Annotated in this window: 22 protein-coding genes; 9 read left to right on the plus strand and 13 right to left on the minus strand. The window is 63.7% G+C overall.

Annotated elements, in window-relative coordinates; all coding sequences use genetic code 11:
* Positions 1-23 precede the first annotated feature (23 nt).
* The 4 genes from N5D48_RS10035 to N5D48_RS10050 all read right to left on the minus strand — a co-directional run bounded on the left by N5D48_RS10035 (position 24) and on the right by N5D48_RS10050 (position 3,912).
* The gene (locus tag N5D48_RS10035; RefSeq protein ID WP_279883675.1) at positions 24-758 is read right to left on the minus strand and encodes a hypothetical protein; all 735 of its coding nucleotides are present in this window, start codon (positions 756-758) and stop codon (positions 24-26) included.
* A 102-nt stretch (positions 759-860) separates the two neighbouring features.
* A complete protein-coding gene (gene hisN, locus N5D48_RS10040) occupies positions 861-1,652 on the minus strand; it encodes a histidinol-phosphatase (protein ID WP_279883676.1) in 792 nt (263 codons plus the stop codon).
* Positions 1,653-1,716: 64 nt separating this feature from the next.
* Entirely contained in the window at positions 1,717-2,931 is a 1,215-nt protein-coding gene (locus N5D48_RS10045; RefSeq protein ID WP_279883678.1) for a YeeE/YedE family protein, read from the minus strand.
* A gap of 108 nt (positions 2,932-3,039) precedes the next feature.
* Positions 3,040-3,912, minus strand: coding sequence for a hypothetical protein (locus N5D48_RS10050; protein ID WP_279883680.1), 873 nt, complete (start codon positions 3,910-3,912; stop codon positions 3,040-3,042).
* Positions 3,913-4,204: 292 nt separating this feature from the next.
* Here N5D48_RS10050 and N5D48_RS10055 point away from each other — a divergent pair, with 292 nt between their 5' ends.
* From N5D48_RS10055 to N5D48_RS10070, 4 genes are all read left to right on the plus strand, one after another.
* Complete coding sequence (locus N5D48_RS10055) at positions 4,205-5,068, plus strand: hypothetical protein (RefSeq protein ID WP_279883682.1); 864 nt, start codon at positions 4,205-4,207, stop codon at positions 5,066-5,068.
* A 6-nt stretch (positions 5,069-5,074) separates the two neighbouring features.
* A complete protein-coding gene (locus N5D48_RS10060) occupies positions 5,075-7,225 on the plus strand; it encodes a S8/S53 family peptidase (protein WP_279883684.1) in 2,151 nt (716 codons plus the stop codon).
* On the plus strand, positions 7,212-8,438 hold the full coding sequence (locus tag N5D48_RS10065; protein ID WP_279883686.1) for a serine protease: 1,227 nt from the start codon (positions 7,212-7,214) through the stop codon (positions 8,436-8,438). The genes N5D48_RS10060 and N5D48_RS10065 overlap by 14 nt, the downstream gene beginning before the upstream one ends.
* Positions 8,439-8,557: 119 nt before the next feature.
* Positions 8,558-10,096 carry a hypothetical protein gene (locus N5D48_RS10070; protein WP_279883688.1) on the plus strand — a complete coding sequence of 513 codons (1,539 nt, stop codon included), beginning with the start codon at positions 8,558-8,560 and terminating at the stop codon, positions 10,094-10,096.
* Here N5D48_RS10070 and N5D48_RS10075 read toward each other — a convergent pair.
* Positions 10,093-10,845 (minus strand): class I SAM-dependent methyltransferase, encoded by a 753-nt coding sequence (locus tag N5D48_RS10075; protein WP_279883691.1) that lies wholly within the window; start codon positions 10,843-10,845, stop codon positions 10,093-10,095. The two genes, N5D48_RS10070 and N5D48_RS10075, sit on opposite strands and share 4 nt — an antisense overlap.
* Before the next feature lie 287 nt (positions 10,846-11,132).
* On the opposite strand from N5D48_RS10075, the gene N5D48_RS10080 reads away from it, so the two are divergent.
* Positions 11,133-13,496 carry a hypothetical protein gene (locus N5D48_RS10080; protein WP_279883693.1) on the plus strand — a complete coding sequence of 788 codons (2,364 nt, stop codon included), beginning with the start codon at positions 11,133-11,135 and terminating at the stop codon, positions 13,494-13,496.
* Between the two features lie 21 nt (positions 13,497-13,517).
* Positions 13,518-14,186 carry a class I SAM-dependent methyltransferase gene (locus tag N5D48_RS10085; RefSeq protein WP_279883695.1) on the plus strand — a complete coding sequence of 223 codons (669 nt, stop codon included), beginning with the start codon at positions 13,518-13,520 and terminating at the stop codon, positions 14,184-14,186.
* Between the two features lie 6 nt (positions 14,187-14,192).
* Here the strand turns inward: N5D48_RS10085 and N5D48_RS10090 are convergent, their stop codons facing one another.
* The gene (locus tag N5D48_RS10090; protein WP_279883697.1) at positions 14,193-15,098 is read right to left on the minus strand and encodes a hypothetical protein; all 906 of its coding nucleotides are present in this window, start codon (positions 15,096-15,098) and stop codon (positions 14,193-14,195) included.
* Between the two features lie 289 nt (positions 15,099-15,387).
* On the opposite strand from N5D48_RS10090, the gene N5D48_RS10095 reads away from it, so the two are divergent.
* Both N5D48_RS10095 and N5D48_RS10100 read left to right on the plus strand, forming a co-directional pair.
* Entirely contained in the window at positions 15,388-16,224 is an 837-nt protein-coding gene (locus N5D48_RS10095) for a bifunctional allantoicase/(S)-ureidoglycine aminohydrolase (protein ID WP_279805832.1), read from the plus strand.
* 192 nt (positions 16,225-16,416) lie between these two features.
* The gene (locus tag N5D48_RS10100; protein WP_279883699.1) at positions 16,417-17,022 is read left to right on the plus strand and encodes an START domain-containing protein; all 606 of its coding nucleotides are present in this window, start codon (positions 16,417-16,419) and stop codon (positions 17,020-17,022) included.
* 165 nt (positions 17,023-17,187) lie between these two features.
* On the opposite strand, the gene N5D48_RS10105 is transcribed toward N5D48_RS10100, so the two are convergent.
* The 6 genes from N5D48_RS10105 to N5D48_RS10130 form a co-directional block, all read right to left on the minus strand.
* Positions 17,188-18,696, minus strand: coding sequence for an MDR family MFS transporter (locus tag N5D48_RS10105; RefSeq protein ID WP_279883701.1), 1,509 nt, complete (start codon positions 18,694-18,696; stop codon positions 17,188-17,190).
* Positions 18,686-19,813, minus strand: a complete 1,128-nt coding sequence (locus tag N5D48_RS10110; protein WP_279883703.1) for an HlyD family secretion protein — start codon at positions 19,811-19,813, stop codon at positions 18,686-18,688. The genes N5D48_RS10105 and N5D48_RS10110 overlap by 11 nt, the downstream gene beginning before the upstream one ends.
* Positions 19,814-19,935: 122 nt before the next feature.
* Positions 19,936-20,808 carry an alpha/beta hydrolase gene (locus N5D48_RS10115; RefSeq protein ID WP_279883705.1) on the minus strand — a complete coding sequence of 291 codons (873 nt, stop codon included), beginning with the start codon at positions 20,806-20,808 and terminating at the stop codon, positions 19,936-19,938.
* Between the two features lie 18 nt (positions 20,809-20,826).
* The gene (locus tag N5D48_RS10120; RefSeq protein WP_279883706.1) at positions 20,827-21,447 is read right to left on the minus strand and encodes a LysE family translocator; all 621 of its coding nucleotides are present in this window, start codon (positions 21,445-21,447) and stop codon (positions 20,827-20,829) included.
* A gap of 95 nt (positions 21,448-21,542) precedes the next feature.
* Positions 21,543-21,746: a helix-turn-helix transcriptional regulator gene (locus N5D48_RS10125; RefSeq protein ID WP_279883708.1), complete on the minus strand. Its 204-nt coding sequence runs from the start codon at positions 21,744-21,746 to the stop codon at positions 21,543-21,545.
* Entirely contained in the window at positions 21,743-22,117 is a 375-nt protein-coding gene (locus tag N5D48_RS10130; RefSeq protein WP_279883710.1) for a hypothetical protein, read from the minus strand. Before N5D48_RS10130 ends, N5D48_RS10125 begins: the two co-directional genes overlap by 4 nt.
* A 131-nt stretch (positions 22,118-22,248) precedes the next feature.
* Here N5D48_RS10130 and N5D48_RS10135 point away from each other — a divergent pair, with 131 nt between their 5' ends.
* Positions 22,249-22,728: a GNAT family N-acetyltransferase gene (locus N5D48_RS10135; protein WP_279883712.1), complete on the plus strand. Its 480-nt coding sequence runs from the start codon at positions 22,249-22,251 to the stop codon at positions 22,726-22,728.
* On the opposite strand, the gene N5D48_RS10140 is transcribed toward N5D48_RS10135, so the two are convergent.
* Complete coding sequence (locus tag N5D48_RS10140; protein WP_279883714.1) at positions 22,710-23,150, minus strand: general secretion pathway protein GspC; 441 nt, start codon at positions 23,148-23,150, stop codon at positions 22,710-22,712. The genes N5D48_RS10135 and N5D48_RS10140 overlap by 19 nt on opposite strands.
* Positions 23,151-23,152 lie beyond the last annotated feature (2 nt).

Consider the following 23,152-nt stretch of genomic DNA (forward strand, 5'->3'; position numbering starts at 1 on the left):
ACGGTGCGATTACCGCACACGTCTCACTGAACCGGCAGGAAGTTCATCAGCAACAGACTCTGCGCATAGTTCAGGCCAATGCGCCGGTAGCGTTCGTCGAGCATCTGCGCCAACAGGTCCAGGCGGGCCACGACCTTGCCGAATTCCACGGCGAAACTGAGGTTGCTGCCCTGCTCGGAAATCTCGTTGGAGAACAGCAGCAGCACGCCGTTGGCGTCCTGGCGCTGGCTCAGCATCCAGGTGGCTTTCTCGATGTTGCGCGCGGCGTTGTTGATGAACAGCGGGTCCAGGGTATCGGTCATGTAGAACTCGGTGCGCCCGCCGTGGGCGGTGACCAGCATGCTGCCGATGGCATAGATGAACGCGCCCACCCGATCGCCGCGAAACTCCGGGCTCAGCGCGTAGCTCAGTGCCGCCAGATCGCGGCGCTCGCCCAACTGCGGCAGGGGCTGGCGCTGCTCGATGGCGATGCGAATCTGCCGCGCGGCGGTGGTGGAATCAAGGTAACCGGACTGCTTCCACTGGCTGGGATTGCGCAGGTACAGCTTGTTCATCAACAGGTAGAGGCTTTGCAGGTTGTCGCGCATGGACAGCGTGGCCATGCGATCGACGCTGGTCTGGAACAGCTCGTCGGGCTTGCCGTTGCCGAACTGGGTAAGCATGTCGCGGCCCTGTTGCTGGGTACAGGCGGCAAGGCACGTCAGCGTACCGGCCAGCAGCAGGCCGTGGGAGAAAAAAGCGAGTCGTCGTACAGCCATCGGCACCGAGGGAAATCATCGGTCGCGCCGGGAATCGGCGCGACCTGGCCATGCATAGAGCGCGCAAATGCGAAAAAGTGCGACGCTGCATGGCCAATGTGACTACAGGGCGTGGCGCAGCAGCTCCACCATTTGCGCATGCAGTGCCGGATCGCCACAGGCCACCACGCAACCCCCATCCTGCGCCGAGCTGCCGTCCCACGCGGTGATCACTCCGCCCGCGCCTTCGATGATCGGCATCAGTGCCTGCACGTCGTAAGGCTGCAGACTCGCCTCGACGATCACGTCGACGAAGCCCGAGGCCAGCATGCAGTAGGCATAGCAGTCACCACCGTAGCGCATCAGTCGGGCCTTGCCGGCGACGTTCTCGAATGCCGCCTTGCGCGCCGGGGTATCGAACATGTCGGGGGTGGTGCACATCAGCGTGGCCGAAGCCAGGTCGGCGCAGGCCCGGGTCTTCAGCGGCGTGCCGCTGCGCCAGGCGCCTGCGGGCGTGCCGACGAAGCGCTCGCCGGTGAACGGCTGGTTCATCACGCCGACCAGCGGACGCTGACCGTCGTTGAGCGCAATCAGCGTGCCCCACAGCGGCAGGCCGGTGATGAAGGCGCGAGTGCCGTCGATCGGATCGAGCACCCAGGTCAGCGGGCTGGTGCCCTGGGCCGCGCCGTGCTCCTCGCCGAGGATGCCGTGCTCGGGATAACGGGCCTGGATCAGCTCGCGCATGGCATCTTCGGCGGCCTTGTCGGCGACCGTCACCGGGTCGTACAGGCGCCCGCCTTTGTCCTCGACATCGAGGCTTGCGCGAAAATACGGCTGGATCGCCGCGGCAGCGGCATCGGCCAACTGTTCGGCGAAGGCGCGGAATTCGCCGATCTGCTCTGCGCTCAGGGACATGGTGCGGGCCTCGTTGCTAGGGTGGGGCCCGCATCATACCTGACTCCTCGACGAATCGAAGGGCTCAGCAGCCACTCAGGGCCGGCGCCGGTCGCTCACCGGCGAAGAACAGCGGACGCAGGCGCACGCCGATCAGGTTGCCGGCATACGCGGCGATCAACCACAACCAGCCGTGCACGCTGCCTGAAGCGATGCCGCTGAAGTAGGCGCCGATGTTGCAGCCATAGGCCAGGCGCGACCCGTAGCCCAGCAGCAGGCCACCGAGCACCGCGGCCAGCAGTGACGGCAAAGGGATCTTCAGGCTCGGGGCGAAACGACCGGCCAGGCCAGCGGCAAGCAGCGCTCCCAGGACGATACCGATGTCCATGACGGTGGTGATGTCCTGCCACAGCGGCGAAGCCAGCGCCTTGGCATTGGCCGGAGCCTGCCAGAACACCCAGCTGCCCACATCCACGCCCAGGCCGCTCAGGGTCTTGGCGCCCCACAGGGCGAACGCCGAGGTGATACCCCAGGGGCGACCGGCCAGCGCCAGGGTCGCATAATTCAGCAGCGCCAGCGCGATCGCGCCCCACAGCAACGGCCAGGGGCCACGCAAGAAACGCCGCCAGCCCTGGTGGGCGCTGACTGCCGGTGCTTCCAGCACGCCATGGCGTCGCTTCTCCAGCACCACGGAGCCCCAGGCGATCAGCCCGAACACCGCCAGGCTCGCCAGCAGCGCCGGCCCCACGCCCCAGGCCTGGACGAGCGAGGTCGCCGGCAACGACGGCAGCGCGAACCACCAGTCGGCATGGTGGGTGGCCGTGACCGAGCCGATGATGAAGAACAGCAAGGTCACCAGCATCCGCGCGTTGCCGCCGCCCACGGTGAACAGCGTGCCCGAAGCGCAACCGCCACCCAGTTGCATGCCGATGCCGAAGATAAAGGCACCGAACACCACCGAAACACCCGCTGGCGCCACCAGCCCGGTGACCGGATTGCCGAACAGATTGCCCGCGGCCAGCGCAGGGAAGAACAACAGCACGGCGAGCGCCAGCATGACCATCTGCGCCCGCAGGCCAGCGCCACGACGCTCGTTGATGAATACCCGCCAGGCCGAGGTGAAACCGAATGCCGCGTGATAGAGCGTAAGGCCCAGGGCCGCGCCGGTCAGGAGCAACAGCACCTGCTTGAAGCCGGCGTTGAGGTTGAGGAACCAGGCGCCAGCCAGCAGCAAGGCCAGGGCAATCAGTGGCGCGCCCAAGCGACGCGGTTGGGGTGTGGCGGTAGCGGAAAGACCCATCGGGATACTCGGATAACAGTCGAACGGACGCGCAGTATAACGCCGTATGGGCACGCAGGCCCGCGCCGCCCAGGTCAGCCTGTCAGCGCGGGACAGCCGCCACTCGTGCTATTTCTCCTGGCTGCTCGCCTTCTCGAGCAACCTCTTCCAGGCGGCCTTGGCGACCGGGCCAAGCGCGTCGGTCATGGCCTTGATCTCGGCTTTGCTCTGGCTGTCCAGCCCTGCCAGCATGCCTGTCTCCACAACCGAGAAGTTGATGTACATCGAACTGCCTGCCGGGTATTTCACCGGCTTGGTGTAGTTGAAGTAGTCTTTCGCCACGGGCTTGTAGTGCAGCGGCGCATCGCTCGCGGGCGCGGAAACGGCAACACCGCCGATGCTGACCGCATCCGAGGCGTCCTTCTGCTCCACACCCGCCTTGTACCCTGTGACCGCAGCTGCGACGCTCAAGCCGATACGGCCTTTCCCCTGCCCCTCGTTCTCGGTCAGGGCTCGGCTGGTCCTGGAGGACACCAGTGCAGGCGCGAACTGGAATGCGGACACATCCTTGTCGCCGGTCTGGAATTTCATCGTGGTCAGGAGGATGGCCATCTGCGTTTGCGGTTCGGTACCGCCACTCACCCTGGCCAGCACCACGCACTGCAGACTGTCCCAGGCGGCCGGAAGGCCGGACCACGAGGCGTTCCACGACTTGAAGGAGCGCTGCTGGAACTCATCGATCTTGCTGTTGACCGCCGACACGCCCAGATCCCATGCCGCATTGCCTGCGGCAATCAGGGCGGAAGCGACGGCCGGTGCCATGCCCACATTGGCTTGCGGAACACACAGCCCTTTCCATACCTTTTCGTCCTCGCTGCCGAACAGCTGCCGCCACTCGGGTGTGGTACGACCCTCGCCGACGTCGAAAAGGCTCTGCGTCACCGGAATCAGCACCACGCGTTCCTGGTCACCGCTTGCTGGCTCCAGTTTGGAGCTCGTCATGATCGTCCATGTCTGGCAACCACTCAACACCACACATGACATAGCCATTGCCATAGAGTTGCGCATCGAGATACTCCCCTGAGGCTCATTGCAGAAAGTTGCAATTTGCCACTACCGGGTATAGCCCATTTGAATCGCGCCGGCGCCGCAGGTGCGAGCACCTGAAGATCAAGGCGTCCATATCCGACTAATGGCATTGCGCCGCCAAAAAGCCATATCTATACCCAGGTATACGAACCCACAGCTTTCGTCGGTAGTACGCGTTCGGCGACCAATCAAGAAGGGAACCGCCATGCTTGGCCGACGCTCGGGTCACCTGCTCTTCCTGCTACTGGCAAGCCTGTGGATCACCGCCCAGGCGCAGGCCGAATCCTCACTTACCCGGGACGACATCCAAGCGGCTATCGCGGCGCCATCGTTCAACCAGGGCTTCAAGCAGTTCCTCGGCAAACTGCCGCAGGTGGAGGTCCCGGAGGCGGGAAATGCCATCTACTACATCGTCGAAGGCGACCTGCTGCTCGACGAGGAAGGTGTCCAGTCCTACCTCATGGGCCTGCGCAACGGTCCGGCGCCCGCCCGAGGTGGGGAGCTGAGGGTCATGACCGAACAAGGCCGCAAGGTGATCTGGTCAAAAGACCAACGCAAGCTGACCTACGCCGTGGACCGCGCCAGCTTCCCTACCCAGCAGCAGTACCAGACCGTGGTGCAGAACATGCGCACAGCGGCGAAGGACTGGATGTTCTGTAGCGAATGCGGCGTCAGCTTTGTCCACCAGAGCGCACAGGATTCCAACCCGAAATCCGGACAGGTCACCTTCATCGTGCGCTACTCGACAAGTATCGACGGCTACTTCGCCGTTGCTTTCTTCCCCAGCTATCCTGTGGCGTTGCGCTACATCTACATCACCCCCCGCTACTTCACCACCGACTACAACCCTGTCGGCATTCTGCGTCATGAGCTCGGCCACGTACTGGGTTATCAGCACGAACAGGTCGTCGGTGTCCCAGGGTGTGCCCGCGAAGGCAACAACTGGACCGAAGTGTCCCCTTACGATCCGAAGTCGGTCATGCACTACCTGTGCGGCGGCGGTGGAACCAAGCAGATGGCACTGCAAGATTCCGACAAGGCCGGACACCGCGCCACCTACGGGGAGTAACGGAGCATGCGCCCACTCTGGCTGCTCGGCCTTACCCTCACCGCGGCGGTCGCCGGCGAGCCTGGGCGTGCGCTGTTGCCGACACCTGATGCATCCGCCTTCAGGCAACTGCGCGAAGAGATCGACCTGGCGGACCGTGAAATCCCTCGCCCACCCGACCAGCTGAACAGCGGCGTGCTGGTGTCCTTCGAAGGAGGCAACGTCGGTCAGACCTTGGCACGGGTGATGCTCGGTCTGAACGAGGACGGCAAGCTGCCGAGCGCACGCCATACCGTGCAGGCCGGGGAGACCCTGTGCGGCCTGCTTGACCAGCGCGGCTATCCGCCACCGTGCCCGCCGTTGCTCGAGGTCGTTCATCGACTCAACCCCGAACGCTCGACGAGCCAACCCCTGCAGGTTGGCGAAGTCCTCAGCCTGCCGACGCTGACACTCTGGCCCGCGATCGCGCGCAAACCGGTGGTGGGGGTGGCTTCGCGCAAGGCAGGCGATTGCCAGCCCGGCTCGGATGGCATGTTCACGTACTGGTCACGCCTGGAGCCGGAGGTGGTGAGTTGTCTGCCATCCTCCACGGTCAACCCACAACCTGTCTCGATCGTGCAGTATCGTGCCTACCAGTTCGTGGTGCCAACGGAAACCGACGAGGCAACCCGGCAACTGCGCGCCGAACTTGAGCGATCGAAAACCACCAACGTGCGCTTCGACGTGATACCCCACCCCTCTGGCGCAGAGCTGCGCCAGTACGCCGAAAGCGGCCCCGGGGCGCCCAATACTTGCGCCGAGGGGCTGAGCGACGAGACGCCATTCAATTACATAGACCTGTTCGACTATGACAGCGATGCCATGCCCGCCGTGCACGAGAGCCTGTCACCCGACGGCGTGGACATCATCCCTCGGGTCGTGCCGGTGGTCCTGATCGACACCCCGGTGGAAAAGTCCCCCAACCTGTACCCTGCCTACAGTGATACGAAGCCGACGCAACCTCTTACCTGCAATTGGAAATCCCCGTTTACCAACAAGTTTCACGGTACCCACCTGGCTGGACTGATCGCCAGCCAGGGTTATGGCTTTCGCAGCATCTCGACCAATGCGGCGATTGTCTCCCATGTCTGGAATGTGGTGAGAGCAGACGGCGAGCTGGCGGAGGCTTCCAACAACCGAAACTACACCCTGAGGCAGCGACTGCTGCGCAACGCCTATCCGAAGAAAGGCTTTCGGCGCGCCATCTACGTCGCGGCCAGCTCATTCTCGTTCTACAACCTGACCCCGACCAGCGACCAGCTGGACAATGAAAGCCTGCGCTGGCAAGAGCCACTGCTCGACACGATCAGGTCCTACTCATCGTTGTTCGTCGTGGCGGCAGGTCAATCGGCCAAGGAGGGCGAGCCGCCGGTCAAGCTCACCAACGTTTCCACTCACCTACTGCAAAGCCTGGGCGATCAACGCAATGTCATCGTGGTCACCGCATGCAGCGATTGCCGGCGTGACAAGACAACACTTTTGCCTTCCGCCAATTTTGGTACCGGCCCGATGCCCATCGTTCAAGTCGCGGCGCCCGGCGGGCAGGTGATCCCTGGATGGGTGAGCACGGACAATGTCAGTTCCGCGCGTGGCACCTCCCAGGCAACCGCGCTCGTGGCCAGTGTAGCGGCAGCCATGCTTGGCACGAGGCCAGAGGTCTACGACGATCCGCAATGGATCAAGACCCGCCTGCAGGTGACCTCTCGCCCGATCGCCCCGAATGCCGACGGCACGATCAATCCGGACGCGGCAAAGATCGCCACGGGCGTTGTGGATCCGGTACTGGCGCTGCTCGACCCCGACAAGCACTGGCTCAAGGAGGGCGGCGAATGGAGGGCGGTGAAGATCAAGCGGATAGAGCCCGAATACATTCGTTTCACCGACAAGACCGGCGCACCCGCACAGATCGGCCGCGACGCCTTGAGCCGTATCCTGACACTGCCAGGTAAACAGCAAGTGGCTTACGTCGATAGCACATTCGAAGGTGCCAGCCCTCCCGGAACCATCCGCCGCGTGGGGCCAAGTCAGGTAACCGAGGGCTTCGTGACGCTGTGCGACAGCGCGACTGCACTGCCCCTGGCCAATGTCCAGGACCTCATCATTTCCCTGCAAGGAGTCCAGGACAATGAGTGCATTTAAACTGCTTGCCTTGCTGGCCCCCCTGCTGCTGGCTCCTCTGGCCATTGCCGAGCAATGCAAGACCGAGGAGTCGGTCACCACTTTCGGGAGCTGGTTTGCCAGTGGTGCCCGCCTGACCGCCGCCAAGCCGTTCCAGTCGATCCAGGCGCAAGCGGCGCAAGGGCCCACCGACAGCATGAAACTGCGCCTGGAGGTTGCCTCTGGCAGGGACCGCCAGTGGCACGTACTGATCTACGACCCCGACTATCGAGTGCTCGCCAGCCTCGGGCCGGACGACTTCAGCGACGAGCGCGGGGAGCTCACGCAGTCGCGCTGGACCGGGCGCATGTTTCATGACCTTGTTCAGGTCGAGTTGGTTACCGCCCGCCCCGACTCGGACATCGTCATCAAGATCCCCGCAGGCATTGCCCTGCCAAAGGAAAGCAGCGACCAGCGCGTGTACTCCGCACAGGACGCGAGCAACCCGCGCTGGCGCAAGCTGTTCCCGGATAACCACGGCACCAGCGCCACGCTGCCACGCAAGGCCGGCGCCAAGGTCGGCATGCTGATGACCGGTTTGCAGGTCCCCGGTGGCGGCAAGAGCGCCTGGTGTTGTTCGGTGGTGATGATCGGCCGCGGCCTGGCACTGACCAACTGGCATTGTGGCGGCGACAACGGTTGGATGCAGGCCGCGGACTACTGGGAGGGTAATGTCTGCGCCAACGCAACGCTTGATCTCGCCTGGGATGGCGGTGATGTGAGGCGTCAGTACAACTGCACCGGTGTCGTGGTCAAAAACGAGACACTGGATTTTGCGGTGCTGCGCGTGAAGCCGGTGGTGGGCACTGGCGGCCTGGCAGGAGAACCGGTGTACGAGCGGCTGTCCAGCACGCCCAGCGCGGCGCTCGGCGATGCGTTCGTCGTGCATCACGCCCTGTGCCAGACCAAGCAGGTGAGCGACAAGTGCAGGATCGGCTCGCTCAACTACGCGAACTGGCTCAAGGACAGCTCGCAGACCGAGCTCACCCATAACTGCGATACCGAGCATGGGTCATCCGGGGCCGGTGTCTTCGATGCCCAAGGAAAGATGGTCGCACTGCACCACCTGGGTTTCAGGCGCAATCCCCAGACCTGTGAAGAGCAAGACAAGCTCAACAAGGCAGTACCGCTGACCCGCATCATCGACCATATCAAGGCCAACACTCCCGAGCTGGCCAAAGAGCTGGGGTTGTGATGGCCCGAGTTATCCTCGATGACGCCTGATCGGAATAATCTCACACGCTTGAGAGAAATCTCGGAAGGATAGCCATGCTTTGCTACGCCCCTGGCATTTTTCCATGACAGGAGGCCCCTGTGCTCAAACCCGCCCAGCTTGAAAAGCTCCGTGAAGTCATCTCCGAAAACCTGCGCGTGCAGCGCGACAACGACCCCATCGAATACATCAGCGTGGGCACCGCCCTGCAGGATGCGATATCCAAGCAGAACCACGCCATCTTCGCCCGGCGCGGCTGCGGCAAGACGTTGCTGCTGCATCACTCGTCGAGGAACCTCAAGCCCGAACTCAAGAGCATCTACCTCAATTGCGAGGACTTCAAACGCCACTCCTTCCCCAATGTGCTGGTGGAAATCCTGGCGTCGATCTTCCGCGAACTCGACAAGAACATCTCCGGCTGGTTCGGCAAGAAGAAGAAACTCAAGCTCATCATCAAAGACATCCTCGACAAGCTGAAAACCCTACACGTGGACGCCGACGCCCATGAGGAAGAGGTGAAAAGCAAGGCTGCCACCGAACACAACAGTGGCTTCGACGCCGGCATCGCGATCGAGCAGATCACCTTCACTGGCAAGAACATGGCCAGGGAAACCCAGGAGGTGGAAAGGTCGTTCAAGATCCATCGCCAGAAGCTGCAAGAGCTCGATCTCTGGCTGCCCCAGCTGAAGGAAAACCTTCGCGAGCTGTTCGGCGCCTCGAGCACGGTGAAGGGCATCATCCTGCAGATCGACGACCTCTATCACCTCAAGCGCACCGACCAGGCCTTCGTCGTCGACTACGTCCATCGCCTCTGCAAGGACATCCCCATCTACTTCAAGATCGCCACCCTGCGCCACTCCTCCACCTTGTACGTCGATCGCGACGGACAGCCCATCGGTGCCCAGGAGCGCCACGACTATCAACCGATCGACATCGACTACACCTTCAGCAACTTCCCCAGGACCCTGAGGCAGAACCACGCCATCCTGGTCCAGTTCGGCGCCCAGGCGGACATCAGCGAATCGCAGATCATGGGGCTGTTCAAGGGCGAAGGTTTCGACCGCCTGGTCATGGCCGGCGGTGGCGTGCCGCGCGACGTGCTGTCGCTGTTCCTGCACCTGCTCAATGAAACCGTGCAGGATGACGCCGGCAAGATCGGCAAGGACGAGGTGCGGACGCTTTCGAGGAACAACTTCGAACGCAAGATCGAGGAGCTCAAGCAGGACTCCAAGGACGATGAACAGGACGACCTGGTCAAGGGCATCTACATCATCAAGAGTTTCTGCCTGGACAAGAAGAACAACATCTTCGTCATCGAGGAAAAGCTGCTGCAGCAGAACGACGCCCTGCGCGCCCTGATCTATCGGTTGCTCGACTATCGCATCATCCACAGTTGCGCCACGGCCCTCACCCACAAGTCAGCGGAAGGCACGTTCCAGGCATTCGCCGTGGACATCGGCTGCTATGCCCACTACCGCAAACTCGACGGGCGCTTCAACGAAATCGATGTCACCGATACCGCCGCCAAGGAACGCATGCGTTCCGCGCCGATTCTCGACCAGACCAAGATCGACAACATCGTCGCCTCGCTGCCCCGCCATGGCCCGGTGGAGCTGCTGACCGAGGCCATGGAGGCCTAGGGCTTCCTGGCCCGGCAGGCGAATGCCAGGTCACCGATGTAGATGCCCTGCGACTGCTTGCGCTCAGCCTCGAGCCGCGCCTGCAGGGTATCGATCCCCACCTGCCTGGCCGTGGCGACACCGAGGGCCACGATGCGCGGCAGGCAGGCACGAATGATCGAGGCGAGACCGGTATCGTTGTCGGGCGTCTGCACCAGGCATTCGGCACGCACGTCCTCCACCAGCAGGCCAGCCTGGCTCATGGTCCGGTACAGGTTGAACCCCATGTGCAGATCGGCGCCCTCCTTGGCCAGCATGCGCTGCAGCCAGCGAGTCGCCTTGCGATGCACGGGAAACGGCTCCAGGCTGGCCGGCGCCAGCGTGGTGTCGTGCTCCTGGAACACCATCACGCCGCCTGGCAGCAAGTGCCGGGCCAGCGCGCGTACCGCCCCCACCGCATCGGCCTGATACATCAGCACCCGGCGCCCGACGACGGCATCGAACAAGCCAAGCGACCGCGGCAGCGCATGAAGGTCAGCAAGCATGAACTCAGGCCGCGCCGCGCCCTTGGGCAGTTCGCGCTGCCGCGCCACCGTCAATGCCGCGTCCGACTGGTCGATACCCACCACCGCGCCATCGCCATCCACCAGGCTGGCCAGCAGCACGCTCACATCGCCATGGCCGCAACCGACATCGAGCACACGCATGCCCGGGCCGATCCCGGCATCGAGCAACAACCGCGTGGTGAAATCCGCTTTCGCAAGTGACATGCCATGCTCCTTCGCCAGGCGCCAGTGTGCCGAGCCACGCCACCAGAAGACAAGAAGGCAAGCGTCGAGATGATCGCATGCTTGCTGGCTGACGCCCGCGGCAGAGCCATGCCAGGCCTCTGTTGTCTGTTAGAGTGACGGGGCTGGGGCGAAACAATCCTTGGGCCATGTCCCTGGTAATAGTGACGCATCGCCTGGATGATCGCTCCCATGCCCTGCCCGTCCCGGTTTGCCAAGCCAGCTGAATACGCGTCGATAGAATGACTGATCACTTCAGGACCAGAGAAATGAAAGGAAGCAGTGGTGGTGCCGCCACCAACAGCGGCATCGATTACCAACAGCGCGTCGCTGCTTTTTTTACCTTGGCCATGGCCCTCAAGCTCGACTGCTCCAATGTACTGGAACGCAACGAGGCAACAGAGATTCACGGTATCGCCTATGAAACGGCGGACGCGATCGATGATGTCGTGCTGACCCATGCGGCTTGCAAGACCTTTCTGCAGGTCAAGCGAAAGTTGTCGCTCTCGGAGCAACCCCAATCCGACTTCTGCAAGACGATCGAGCAGTTTGTTCGTCAGTCACTGGGGTCAAGAAACCCTGCCGACTGCTATGCAATCGTCACCACCCCGGACACTTCGAGAAAAATCACCTCGGACCTTCGCAAGATCACCACCTCCGCCCGGCTGAACACGGCAGCGGCGATGGAAAACCCGTTGACCCTGAGCGAACAAGCGGCTTACGACCTGCTGGTCAGGTGTATCGAAAGGGCGTTCCTGATCTACGCCGGCACTCCAGCCAGCCCACAGGACATACAGCGTCTTCTCAGGCAAACCTACATCATCACCCTGGACATCGAGCATGGATCGTCCTACGAAAAAGCCTTTCTGCTGTCCATCTCCCATCAACTGAACACCGCGCCCGAGTTGTTATGGGGCTATGTGAGGTCGAAAACCCTGGACTGGTCCAAGCAGCGCCAGTCCGTCAATCTGCAGGGCGTGCGGGCAATACTGGACACGTTCCATGATCAGCAGAACGACGGCCAGCCATCATCTGCCGACCCACTTCACGTCCAGCTAGCATTCGACCCTGAAAAGTACGACATCTGCGCCGGTCGTGAGGTGGTGCTCATCAAGTCGTTTCTAGAAGAGTTTGATCTGCAGTTACTGGAGCTCTACAGGTTCGATGATCAGGGCGATTTCAGACTGCGCTTTCACGAGAACACCCTGGAGTTGAGCGACGGTAGCCACCATCCGCTTGTGGCAAGATTCTCGACGTTCTCCGGCGCCGAAAGGTTTCTCCTCGAACAGCCGCTGCCGGAGACGACACGGCTGATGCTGGGCCCGATGAATAGCGAGCGTGACGAAGACGCCACCCCGTTGGCGGTCGCCTATGGCGAAAAGATCAGAAGAAAACTGCTGGAGAACACGACGTACTCCAAATGCATCCACTGCGACGCAGGGCTTTCGGAACACGCGTTGGCCATCGAGATCCAGGAGTGCGAGCTGCCCTTTGACGCGGGCTTCATTCACGAGGATTGTCTGCGGCCTTCCGACAGGGTGCTGGGTGTCGCTGGCAACCCTGGGATGACCAAGCACCCGGAGCTGAAAAACTTCGACTACCAACGCTGGTTCTTCAGCCTGGATCATGGTCAGGCGGTCTGGAACGGCTCCGAGCTGCTCAACCAAGCCATCAAGCACATGTGGTGGAACAACCCGTCACCCTCGGACACTCAGGGCAAATACTGCATCAAGGTACGCCTGGAGGATGGATCGTTGCGCTACGTGCAACAGCGTGGCAAGGTCCAGCGCTTCGACAGCGAGCAGGTCGCCACGGTCACGGCGGGGCTGAACGAATGGCGGGAAAGCAACAAAGCCCAAGGCAATCCGCTTTGCTATTCGGCTGACGGCTCGCTTCAGGCAGGCCAGGCGGACATCGAGCAGTTTGCCCACCACCCTCTGGACCTGATCGAATGCCTCGAGTTTCAAAGCGCCGCCTATACCAGGGGGATTTCCCAGCTGCACGACCGTGTCAAGAATTTCTATACCCCACTGGCCTTGCTGACGCATCGGCAAGACGGCAGCCCGATCACCTTCGACAATGCATTGTTCCTCAGCACATCGCCGTTCGAGCTGAAGCAGTATCTGAAGAACTGGCTGCGGATCGGCTTCTCGCCCAGCGCCTACACCCTCGACATCATCGAGCGCGACGAAGACTTCGACAGGCTCATGCAACGCTGTGGTCATCAAGGCATTCAGGTGGTCGTCGACCCACTGTTCGATTCCGCTGGAAAACTGATGAAAGGCTGCATCGTGGTGGACCAGCTCGATACCCTCGAGCCGATGCATGAACAGGATGCGCAGATCTATATTTTCGCTCATCCGGACGGAGCGTTCCGCCACATTTATCACGCTCGCGCAAATGACCTGACATTGTTGCTCTGCGACGACTGCCAGGGGTGCGGATGCGATTGCGTGGGATGCCAGCTACAGGAACGGCTGCTGCACGTGCACGGTGAGGAACACCTCGAGGTAAAAACGACCAACAGCCGAACAGTGGTCGTGACCGTGGACGCCAGGGAGTTCGAGTGGGAGGACGCGTTCATCGCCGACAACGCGTTGGACTGGCAGGACTGGAAAGATAAGCTGGAGTGACCGCGAACGGAGCCTGCGCCAATGACTGAAGACCCGCTTTTACACAGCTGGCATCTCAATGCCCAGCGTTGGATCGAAGCCGTGCGTGGCGGCGCAATCGAATCTCGCCGCCAGGTCACTGACAACGCCATGCTCTTCGCCGTGCTCAGCCGCCAGCCCACGCATGTGCTCGACCTCGGCTGCGGCGAAGGCTGGCTGCTGCGCGCGCTGGCCGAGCGAGGCATCGAGGCGACCGGGGTGGATGGAGATGCCACGCTGGTCGATGCCGCGCGAGCAGCGGGATCGATGGCGGTACATCTGGCCAGTTATGAGCAACTGGCCAGCGGCGAGCGGGTGATCGCGGGAACCTTCGATGTGATCTGCGCCAACTTCGCCCTCTTGCAGCAGGACATCATTCCCTTGTTGGCAGCCATGCGCGAGCGCTTGGCACCAGGTGGCGCGCTGGTGATCCAGACGCTGCACCCGTGGACCGCGGCGGCCGGCGATTATCAGGATGGCTGGCGGGAAGAATCTTTCGTCGGCTTCGCCGGGGACTGGAAGCCGATGCCCTGGTATTTCAGGACCTTGGGCAGTTGGTTGAATGCCCTGCAGATGGCCGGACTCCAGTTGCTCGAACTGAGCGAACCGCAACACCCGCAAAGCAAGGTACCGCAGGCACTGCTGCTGATAGCCGCCCGGCCTGCGTCATGACCCGGGTCATGCCCCGGGAACTGGCGGCGCCTCGACCTGGGCTGTCTCCACGGTCACGGGCGGTGTCAGGCGCAATACCCGGTCGCGACCACCTTCGGCCAGCAGGTATCCACCCTTGCCATCGGCGACGATGGCCTGCGGGGCCTTCAGGAAGCTGAGCACCGTGTGCCGCGTGCCGCTGCCATCGATGCGCAGCAGGCGCGCACGGTGGGTCGAATCCTCGCTGATCCACAACCCGCGCGCATCGCAGAACAGGAAGGTAGGATTGCGCAGGCCATCGACCACCACCGGGTCTTCGCCCTCGGGGTTGTAGGCGCGAACCCTGCCGTTGGCTTTCTCGGTATACAGCAGGCGCCCATCGGTGCAGCGGGTCAGTCCTTCGGTTTCGGTGAGGCCGGCCCGCAGCACATCGAGATGGCCACTGCGCCAGTCGTAGCGCATCAGGCGGCCATCGCCCTTGCGGTCCTCGATGGCGTACAGGTGGTCGCCATCGTTGAACAGGCCTTGCACATTGTTGCCCTCGAACAACGTGGTGGTCTGGCCATTGCGCGCCAGGCTGACCGGCGCCCCGCCCACCTCCTGGCTGAACGCCCAGCCGCCCTCGACGGCCACCATGCCGTCAGGCTTGGACAAACCGTCGAGCACGATCACCCGGTCGCCCTCGGCCGTGATGCGCATGATGCTGCCCTTGCCGCCATTGAGCTCTCGGCTCACCAGCAGGCTGCCATCGGCCTGTGGCAGCAGCGAGGCCGCGCGAGTCACCGAATTGTGCAGCACCTGCACGCCCCAGCCCTCGGCGGCCTGCACCGGGTAGAAGGTCTGCCAGGCGAAAAAGCCCAGGGCACCGGCCAGCAGGCCCGCCGAGGCGGTCAGGGTAAGGCGGACACCACGCTTGCGCAGGACATGCATCATTGGATCGACTCCCAGGAAGTGCCCGCGATGCTAGCAAGGTGATGTGAAAAAAATGTCGTTGCCATGAACGATCGGATGCGCCCTACAAGATGGAAGATGGAACCCAGACGATCGACGATCCCAAACTCACGCCAATAACCCTGTACGCATTCAGCAAGCAAATACCGGGTATTCCAACATTTAATTTGTGGATGCCATCGACTGGCCCATATGCTGTCCGTGCATCCCCTGCACGCACCGGCCGGTGTGGTCCAAGGCACGGGGAGAGAACAACAAGTCGAGACCGTTCATGTCGAAATCCTCCTACTTCGCCCCCCACGGTGGGCACCCGGCTCAGACCGAGCTGCTGACTGACCGTGCCATGTTCACCGAGGCCTATGCGGTCATTCCCAAGGGCGTGATGCGTGACATCGTCACCAGCCATCTGCCGTTCTGGGACAAGATGCGCATGTGGGTCATCGCCCGTCCGCTGACCGGCTTCGCCGAGACCTTCTCGCAGTACATCGTCGAAGTCGCCCCCGAAGGCGGCAGCGAACGCCCCGAGCTGGACCCGAACGCCGAAGCGGTGCTGTTCGTGGTCGAAGGCCAGATCGACATCACCGTCGAAGGCAAGCACCACACCCTGGTGCCGGGCGGCTACGCCTTCCTGGCGCCAGGCGCCGAGTGGAGCCTGCGCAACAACAGCAAGGCCAACGTCACCTTCCACTGGCTGCGCAAGCACTACCAGAAGGTCGAAGGCCTGCCGGTTCCCGAGTCCTTCGTCACCCACCGCGACAACGCCACGGTCATCGAGATGCCGGGCACCGAAGGCCGCTGGGTCACCACCCGTTTCGTCGACATGGCCGACATGCGCCACGACATGCACGTGAACATCGTCACCTTCCAGCCGGGCGGCGTGATCCCGTTCGCCGAGACCCACGTCATGGAGCACGGCCTGTACGTGCTCGAAGGCAAGGCGGTGTATCGCCTGAACCAGGACTGGGTCGAGGTCGAGGCCGGCGACTTCATGTGGCTGCGCGCCTTCTGCCCGCAGGCTTGCTACTCCGGCGGCCCAGGCCCCTTCAGCTACCTGCTGTACAAGGACGTCAACCGCCACGTGCACCTGACCCTCAACCCGCAGCGCTGATGCTTTCAGCTTGACCCTGCAGATGCCGCCAGGCCCTGCATGTTGCCTGTGAGAGCAAGTTCCCCCGCGAATGCGGCGACGCATTCGCGGGTAAACCCGCTCCCACAGGATCCTCGCTGCCTCGTGGGCGATGGCTGCACCGCCGTGCATTCCCGGCCATACTGAGCGGATGTCCTCTCCCGGCCTGATGCCATGCGCCCGCCCCGATTGCTCATCGCCCTGCCGCTCCTGCTGTCGGCCACCGTGCTGTCGGCCGATGACTGGCAACTTGCCCAGCAGCAAGACGGCATCGACGTCTACCTGAGCCGCGTCGACGGCTCCAGCTACCAGCAATTTCGAGGCGTCGCCCGAATCAAGGCCAGCCTGCGCACCCTTACCGACCTGCAGGAGAACCTACGGGTGGCCTGCAAGTGGCTATATGCCTGCGCCGACATGCGCCTGCTGGAGGTCGACGGCGACCGCACCTGGGTCTATCTCACCACCACCCTGCCCTGGCCCGCCAAGCCACGGGACATGGTGCTGAAAGTCCAGACCGAGCGCCTGGACGACGGCACCCTGGTCCGCCACCTGAGCGCCGAGCCCGGCAGGGTCCCGGTCGACCCCGGGCTGATTCGCGTACGTCGGCTCAGCGGCGAGTGGATCATGCGCCCGCTGGGCGAGCGCGAGACCGAGGTCACCTACCAGCTGCGCGCCGACCCGGCCGGCGATGTGCCGGGCTGGCTAGCCAACCAGTTCGTGGTGGACGCGCCGATGGTCACCCTGCGCACCCTGCGTGCCGTGGCGGAGCGCCAGCCGTGAGCACTAGTGTCCTGTCTCGGAAATACGTTCTCTTTTGGCGAGTGGCTTGGGTGCTCGGCCAAGGCGCCGCGACGAGTCATAGCAGGGCTATGGCGAGGAGTGGCAACGCCGGTCGGGCGCCCAAGACGCCGCCAAAAGTGAACAGCTTGTTTCCGAGACAGGACACTAGCGGCTGCGCAGCAGCAGTGACGCCACCGCGCACCCCAGCAAAGCCAGGCACGACAGGTAGAACGCATCCGAGTACGCCATCAGGTAAGCCTGCTCGCGCACGCTCTGGTCGATCAGTGCCAGGGTCTGCATCACCTCGGGCGACTGCGGGTCGACCAGACCGCCCGGCAGGCGCTGCTGCAGCGCGCCGTCGAACAGCGTCAGCCCTTCGCCGATGCGTACCGAATGAAAGCGCTCGCGCTGCGACACCAGTTGCGTGAGCAACGCCGTGCCCAGCGCTCCGCCCAGGTTGCGCAACATGGAGATCAGCGCCGAGGCGGAGCCGGCCTGGGCCTTGTCCAGCCCCTTCACCGCCAGCACCGATAGCGCCACCATGATCAGCGGCTGGCCGATGCCGCGCACCACCGTCGAGGGGATGATCACATTGCTGCCCGCGTCTACCGTCAACTGCGATCCCAGCCAGCAGCCCAGGGCCATGATGGCGAAGCCGCTGGCCACCAGCAGCTTGGCATTGAGCCAGCGCATCAGTCGCGGCAACAGCGGCGCCAGCAGCAACTGCACCAGGCCGTAGGCGATCAGGCTCTTGCCGATCTCGCTGGCGCTGTAGCCCTGCACCAGCGACAGATAGTTGGGCACCAGGAATACCAGGCCAAAGGTGGCCGCGCCGAACACCGCCATGGCCAGGCTGGACACGCCGAAATTGTAGCTGGCCAGAAGACGCAGGTTGATGAACGGCCGCGCGCCCCACAGCTGACGCTGGATGAACAGCCCCAGGGCGATCACGGCGACGATGCTGAAACCGACGATGAAGCGCGAATCGAACCAGTCCTTGCGCCCGCCCTCTTCCAGCACGATCTGCAAGGCGCCCAGGCCCAGGGCCATGGCCACGATTCCCAGCCAGTCGGCCCGGCGCAAGGCGCTGCGATCACCCGCCTGGCCCTTGATCGACCAGGCTACCGCGGCGAGCAAGGCGATACCGGGCGGCAGCTGGAGCAGGAAGATCCAGCGCCAGGAATACATGTCGGTCAGCCAGCCACCGATCGACGGCCCGGCGGCCTGGGCGACACTGTTGGCCAAGCTGAACAGCGCCATGCCCAAGGGAATGCGGCTGGCCGGCAGCTCGGTGATGATCAGTTGCATCGACAACGGGATCAGCACCGCGCCGGAGGCGCCCTGGATCACCCGCAAGGTGATCATCGCCTCCAGGCTCGGCGCCAGCGCGCAACTCACCGAGCTGACCAGGAACACCGCCGAACCCACCAGCATCACCCGGCGCAGGGAGAACACCTGCACCAGCCAGGCTGTGAGCGGAATCATGCTGATCTCGGCCACCAGGTAGGCGGTGGAAATCCACGACCCCTCCTCGAAGCTCGCCCCCAGCGCGCCTTCGATCTCCGGCAGCGCGGCGCTGGTGACATGCACGTTCATGCCCGCCATGAAACAGCCGAACAAGCCACCGATCACCGCCACCCAGGCCCGGGCGGAGACGTTCTCTTCAGCGCTCATGCCGAGTGTCCACCGTGGCGATCACCGACATGCCCGGCAGCAGCCGCTGCGTGTCATCGGAGGTGGGTTCGAGGTGAATGCGCACCGGGAAACGCTGGACGATCTTGGTGAAATTGCCGGTGGCGTTGTCCGGCGGCAGCAACGCGAACACCGCGCCCGAACCTGGCGAGACGCTGTCCACGGTACCGCGCCAGTGCTGGCCGAAGGTGTCCACTTCCAGCGTCACCGCTTGCCCGGGGCGCATATGCGCGAGCTGGGTTTCCTTGAAGTTGGCCACCACGTACGCCTCGGCCACCGGCACCACCGCCAACAGCGGCAGGCCGGGCGTCACGTATTGCTGCTGGCGTACCTTGCGCTGGCCGACCATGCCGTCGAATGGCGCGCGGATCTCGGTGTCGGCCAGGGCGCTACGGGCCAGGTCCGCCTCCGCGCGCGCCTGCTCGAGGTCGGCCAGGCGTTGCTGCAACTCGGCCTCCAACTGGCGCCCCTGCTGGGCCAGCACCGCCTGGCGCGCGCGCTGGCGGGCCAGCTCGGCATCGGCGGCGCGCTGTACGGCGTTGGCCTGGATCCGGGTAGCCCGTGCCTGCTCCATGCGCTGCACGCTCGCCGCCTGCCATTGCGCCAGGTGCTGATAGCGTTGCCAGTCGGCCTCGGCCCGCTGCGCCTCGCCACGGCTGCCGCCGCGCTCGGCTTCGGCCCGGGCGATGGCCTGCACCTGTTCGTCCTGCTCGGCGGCGAACATGCGCAGGCGCATCCGTTGCACCTGCACCGCCGCCTCGCTCACCGCCAGGCGCGCCTCGGCCTGGCGCAGGCGGTCACGAAAGTCGCGGGCATCCAGGCGCACCAGTAGATCCCCGGCCTTGACCGTGGCGTTGTCCGCCACCGTCACCTCGGCGACGTAACCGCTGACCCGGGCGCTGATCGGTGCCCAGTCGGCACGCACATAGGCGTCGTCGGTCTGCTGCAGAAAGCGTCCGTCGAGCCACCAATAGGCACCATAGGCGGCCGCCAGCAAGCCCAGTCCCCCGGCCAGGCCGAAGCGCAACAGGCGCTGCCGGCGCCGGGCGCGGGTTTGTTCGAAGGTGTGCTGGGGATCTGGGCTGACCGCCTGGTTCATGCTGGGCTCCGTCCGATGAAGGGGAGCGCCAGCGTACGGAATCCAACGCTGTCGTTCGCTCGCGAATCAGCAGGTGATCGTCGCGAAATGGACAGCAGATCAACATGACTTCGACTGCCGTTTCAGCGCAGCAGGAATGCCAGCACCTGTTGCGTCGCGGCTGCCGGATCTTCCTGCATGAAACAATGGCCGCCGGCTACCTGCTGTACGCTCACATGGCTGTTCAAACCTGCCAGGCGCCGCACCGAGCGGGGCACGAACGGATAAGTGCGCTCGCCATGCAGAATCTGCGTCGGTGTGCGGATCTGTGCCAGCTGATGCCACATCCGCTCAGGGAACGAGCTGAAGATTTCCACCTCGCGGCTGGGCCTGCACTTGAGCACCACGCCTTCACCGCAGTCGCCGATGGCATGCTCCACGTAAGCCCGCAGCGCCTCGTCGCTCCAGCCCTTGAAGATGCCCCGGCCCTGCAGCGAGGCCAGCGCCGCCTCGCGATCGGGCCAGTGGCTACGCCGGGTCGCGGCCTTGCGCGCCAGTGCGTGGCGGCGGTGCAGGCCGACCATGGCGGCGGCGCCCATCATCCCGATCATGGGCCGGCTGAACAACACCGGGTCCAGCAGTACGGCGCGCTCGAACAACTCCGGTTCAGCCGCCAGGATCAGGCCGCTCAGTACACCGCCGAAGCTGTGTCCCAGCGCCAGGCGCGGCACCTCGCCATATTCGCCACGCCCCGCCTGGAAGGCCTCCACGGCCAGCGCCGCGGTGCGGTTCCAGCCACGGAAGTCACCACCGTGATCACTGTCGCCATGGCCCTGGACATCGCTCAGCCACAGGTCGAAATGCTCGCCCAGGCGCATGAGCATCGGTTGATAGACCAGGCCGCAAAAGCCATTGCCATGCAGGAAGTGCAACAACGGCCGGCCACTGGCTGGGGTCCGCCAACCGCGCAGGGTAAAGCCTTCGGCGCATTCATGGGACCAGGGAATCAACTCCATCGACTGCACTCATCGGCTCTAGGAAAACGCCGATTCTACAAACAGCAGCGGATACAGCGAAATCACCAGCAACACGGCCATCAGGACATTGAACAGCACCACCGCGCGCGGATTGCGCAACAGGTTACGCAGCGCACTGCCGAACATCACCCAGACCCCGACGCTGGGCAGGTTGACCAGGGCGAACACCAGGGCGATGACCAGGACGTTGAAAGCGTAGCCCTGGGCCGGGGTATAGGTGGTGATCGCGCCCACCGCCATCACCCAGGCCTTTGGGTTGACCCATTGGAACGCCGCCGCGCCCCAGAAGCCCAAAGGCTTGCGACTGCCAACGGCGTCGCCCGACATCGGCCCGGAGGTGGCGATCTTCCACGCCAGGTACAGCAGATACGCCGCGCCCACATAGCGTAGGATGCTGTACAGCGCAGGCCAGGCCTTGAACACCTCGCCCAGCCCCAAGCCCACCGCCAGCACCATCACCATGAAGCCGACGCTGATGCCCAAGGCATGGGGAATGCTGCGTCGCACGCCGAAATTCACCCCGGATGCCAGCAGCATGGTGTTGTTAGGACCGGGCGTGATGGACGAAACGAAGGCAAACAGCACGAAGGCGCTGAGCAGGTCGAGCGAGGCAAGCATGGCGGCGGTTCCATTTTAGGATTGTCGTGTCGCCACACTAGCGGAGCCTGGTTGCCAGCGACCGGTACAGTTGACCTAAATTGCACAGATACACTCTACTGAACCGGTTCGTCTGGATCGAAGATCGCCTCGATCGCGCGCTCGAACACCCGGGCGATGGTGAATGCCAGCGGCAGGCTGGGGTCGTAGCGCCCCGTCTCGATGGCATTGACCGTCTGCCGCGACACCCCCAGGCGCTCGGCCAGCTCGGCCTGCGACCAGCCCATCTCGGCGCGCAGGGCGCGCATATGGTTGTTCATCGATAACGCCTTACGCCCACCCAGGTTCCCATCATCCACAGCAGGCCCATCAGCGGCCAGACCATGAACATCGACAGGCGCGGGAAGCCCGCCGTCTCCAGGAAACCATAGCTGAAGGTCAGCAATGCGGTGATGACGAACGCCAGGCCCAGGGCTTCGAGCTGGATCCGGCGCATCATCTCGTCCAGTTGGCGCAACTGACCGATGCAAGCCCAGGCCATGACCAGCAAGGCCGGCACCGGCAGCAGCGCCAGAGCCACCTTGAGCACGCCCGTGGACATCGCCTGCAGGAAGTGGCTGCTGAGCAGCACGCAGGCGCAATAGGCGAGCATCGACGCGATGAACAGGTTGCGATAACGCTTGTGCAGCATGGTAACGACCTCCATGTAAAGGGTGCTTTACACTAGAGGCACTACCCTGCAATGTCAAACATGCTTTACATATCGGCAAGCCAGGGCATTGCCGCTACCATCGCCTCCAGCCCAATCACAAGGAAGCCCCCATGAGTGTGACCATCCGCCCCGCAGTACGCAGCGACGCCGCACAGATCCTCGCCTTCGTCACCGAGCTGGCCGACTACGAACGCGCCCGTCATGAAGTGGTGGCGACCCTCGCCGATATCGAGCACAGCCTGTTCGATGAAGGCAGCACCGTGCATAGCCTGATCTGCGAGCGTGAGGGCCAAGCCATCGGCTTTGCCGTGTATTTCTACAGCTATTCCACCTGGCTGGGACGCAACGGCATCTACCTCGAAGACCTGTACGTGAGCCCGCAACAACGCGGCGACGGCGCTGGGCGCAAGCTGCTGCGACATATCGCCCGGGAGGCACTGGAAAACGACTGCGGGCGCCTGGAGTGGAGCGTGCTGGACTGGAACGAGCCGGCCATCGGCTTCTACCGTTCGCTGGGCGCCGAGCCGCAGGACGAGTGGGTTCGCTATCGCCTCGATGGCGAGCGTCTGCGTCAGTTCGCCGAAGGCTGAGGCGCTTCACCCGGAAACGGCGTGCGTGCCAGCACAGGCACTTCCACGCGGCTACGCTGGCCGCCGCGCTCGATCAACAACCCGCTGGCCTCGATGGCGACCAGACGCACGCCCCGGGCCAGTTCCTCGCCATCACGCACCGCCCGGGCCGGGCCACCGTCGAGGCTGACGATGGCCACCGCGCCCTGGCTGCCGGCCATCACCCCGCTGACCTTGATGTCCACCTGCAGCGGGATGTTCGCGAACCAGCGACCCGCCGGGGTTTCTTCCGGCGCCTGGGCCACGCTCGGCTGCGCCACGGCCATCACCTGCGCCGGTTGCAGCAGCACGATGGCCCAGGTCGCCAGCCCGGCGAGCGCAAGCAGCGCGCCCGACGCCTGCAGCAGCGGGCCCAGGGCAAGATCGAAACGGGCGATGGGCATGT

The organism is Pseudomonas sp. GD03858 (assembly GCF_029840925.1).
In the GTDB taxonomy this organism is placed as follows: Bacteria; Pseudomonadota; Gammaproteobacteria; order Pseudomonadales; family Pseudomonadaceae; genus Aquipseudomonas.

Excerpts from the sequence above, each read along its gene's own strand:
- N5D48_RS10035 (WP_279883675.1), bottom strand. The coding sequence starts at position 758 with ATGGCTGTACGACGACTCGCTTTTTTCTCCCACGGCCTGCTGCTGGCC.
- hisN (WP_279883676.1), bottom strand. The coding sequence starts at position 1,652 with ATGTCCCTGAGCGCAGAGCAGATCGGCGAATTCCGCGCCTTCGCCGAA.
- N5D48_RS10045 (WP_279883678.1), bottom strand. The coding sequence starts at position 2,931 with ATGGGTCTTTCCGCTACCGCCACACCCCAACCGCGTCGCTTGGGCGCG.
- N5D48_RS10050 (WP_279883680.1), bottom strand. The coding sequence starts at position 3,912 with ATGACGAGCTCCAAACTGGAGCCAGCAAGCGGTGACCAGGAACGCGTG.
- N5D48_RS10055 (WP_279883682.1), top strand. The coding sequence starts at position 4,205 with ATGCTTGGCCGACGCTCGGGTCACCTGCTCTTCCTGCTACTGGCAAGC.
- N5D48_RS10060 (WP_279883684.1), top strand. The coding sequence starts at position 5,075 with ATGCGCCCACTCTGGCTGCTCGGCCTTACCCTCACCGCGGCGGTCGCC.
- N5D48_RS10065 (WP_279883686.1), top strand. The coding sequence starts at position 7,212 with ATGAGTGCATTTAAACTGCTTGCCTTGCTGGCCCCCCTGCTGCTGGCT.
- N5D48_RS10075 (WP_279883691.1), bottom strand. The coding sequence starts at position 10,845 with ATGTCACTTGCGAAAGCGGATTTCACCACGCGGTTGTTGCTCGATGCC.
- N5D48_RS10080 (WP_279883693.1), top strand. The coding sequence starts at position 11,133 with ATGAAAGGAAGCAGTGGTGGTGCCGCCACCAACAGCGGCATCGATTAC.
- N5D48_RS10085 (WP_279883695.1), top strand. The coding sequence starts at position 13,518 with ATGACTGAAGACCCGCTTTTACACAGCTGGCATCTCAATGCCCAGCGT.
- N5D48_RS10090 (WP_279883697.1), bottom strand. The coding sequence starts at position 15,098 with ATGATGCATGTCCTGCGCAAGCGTGGTGTCCGCCTTACCCTGACCGCC.
- N5D48_RS10095 (WP_279805832.1), top strand. The coding sequence starts at position 15,388 with ATGTCGAAATCCTCCTACTTCGCCCCCCACGGTGGGCACCCGGCTCAG.
- N5D48_RS10100 (WP_279883699.1), top strand. The coding sequence starts at position 16,417 with ATGCGCCCGCCCCGATTGCTCATCGCCCTGCCGCTCCTGCTGTCGGCC.
- N5D48_RS10105 (WP_279883701.1), bottom strand. The coding sequence starts at position 18,696 with ATGAGCGCTGAAGAGAACGTCTCCGCCCGGGCCTGGGTGGCGGTGATC.
- N5D48_RS10110 (WP_279883703.1), bottom strand. The coding sequence starts at position 19,813 with ATGAACCAGGCGGTCAGCCCAGATCCCCAGCACACCTTCGAACAAACC.
- N5D48_RS10115 (WP_279883705.1), bottom strand. The coding sequence starts at position 20,808 with ATGGAGTTGATTCCCTGGTCCCATGAATGCGCCGAAGGCTTTACCCTG.
- N5D48_RS10120 (WP_279883706.1), bottom strand. The coding sequence starts at position 21,447 with ATGCTTGCCTCGCTCGACCTGCTCAGCGCCTTCGTGCTGTTTGCCTTC.
- N5D48_RS10125 (WP_279883708.1), bottom strand. The coding sequence starts at position 21,746 with ATGAACAACCATATGCGCGCCCTGCGCGCCGAGATGGGCTGGTCGCAG.
- N5D48_RS10130 (WP_279883710.1), bottom strand. The coding sequence starts at position 22,117 with ATGCTGCACAAGCGTTATCGCAACCTGTTCATCGCGTCGATGCTCGCC.
- N5D48_RS10135 (WP_279883712.1), top strand. The coding sequence starts at position 22,249 with ATGAGTGTGACCATCCGCCCCGCAGTACGCAGCGACGCCGCACAGATC.
- N5D48_RS10140 (WP_279883714.1), bottom strand. The coding sequence starts at position 23,150 with ATGCCCATCGCCCGTTTCGATCTTGCCCTGGGCCCGCTGCTGCAGGCG.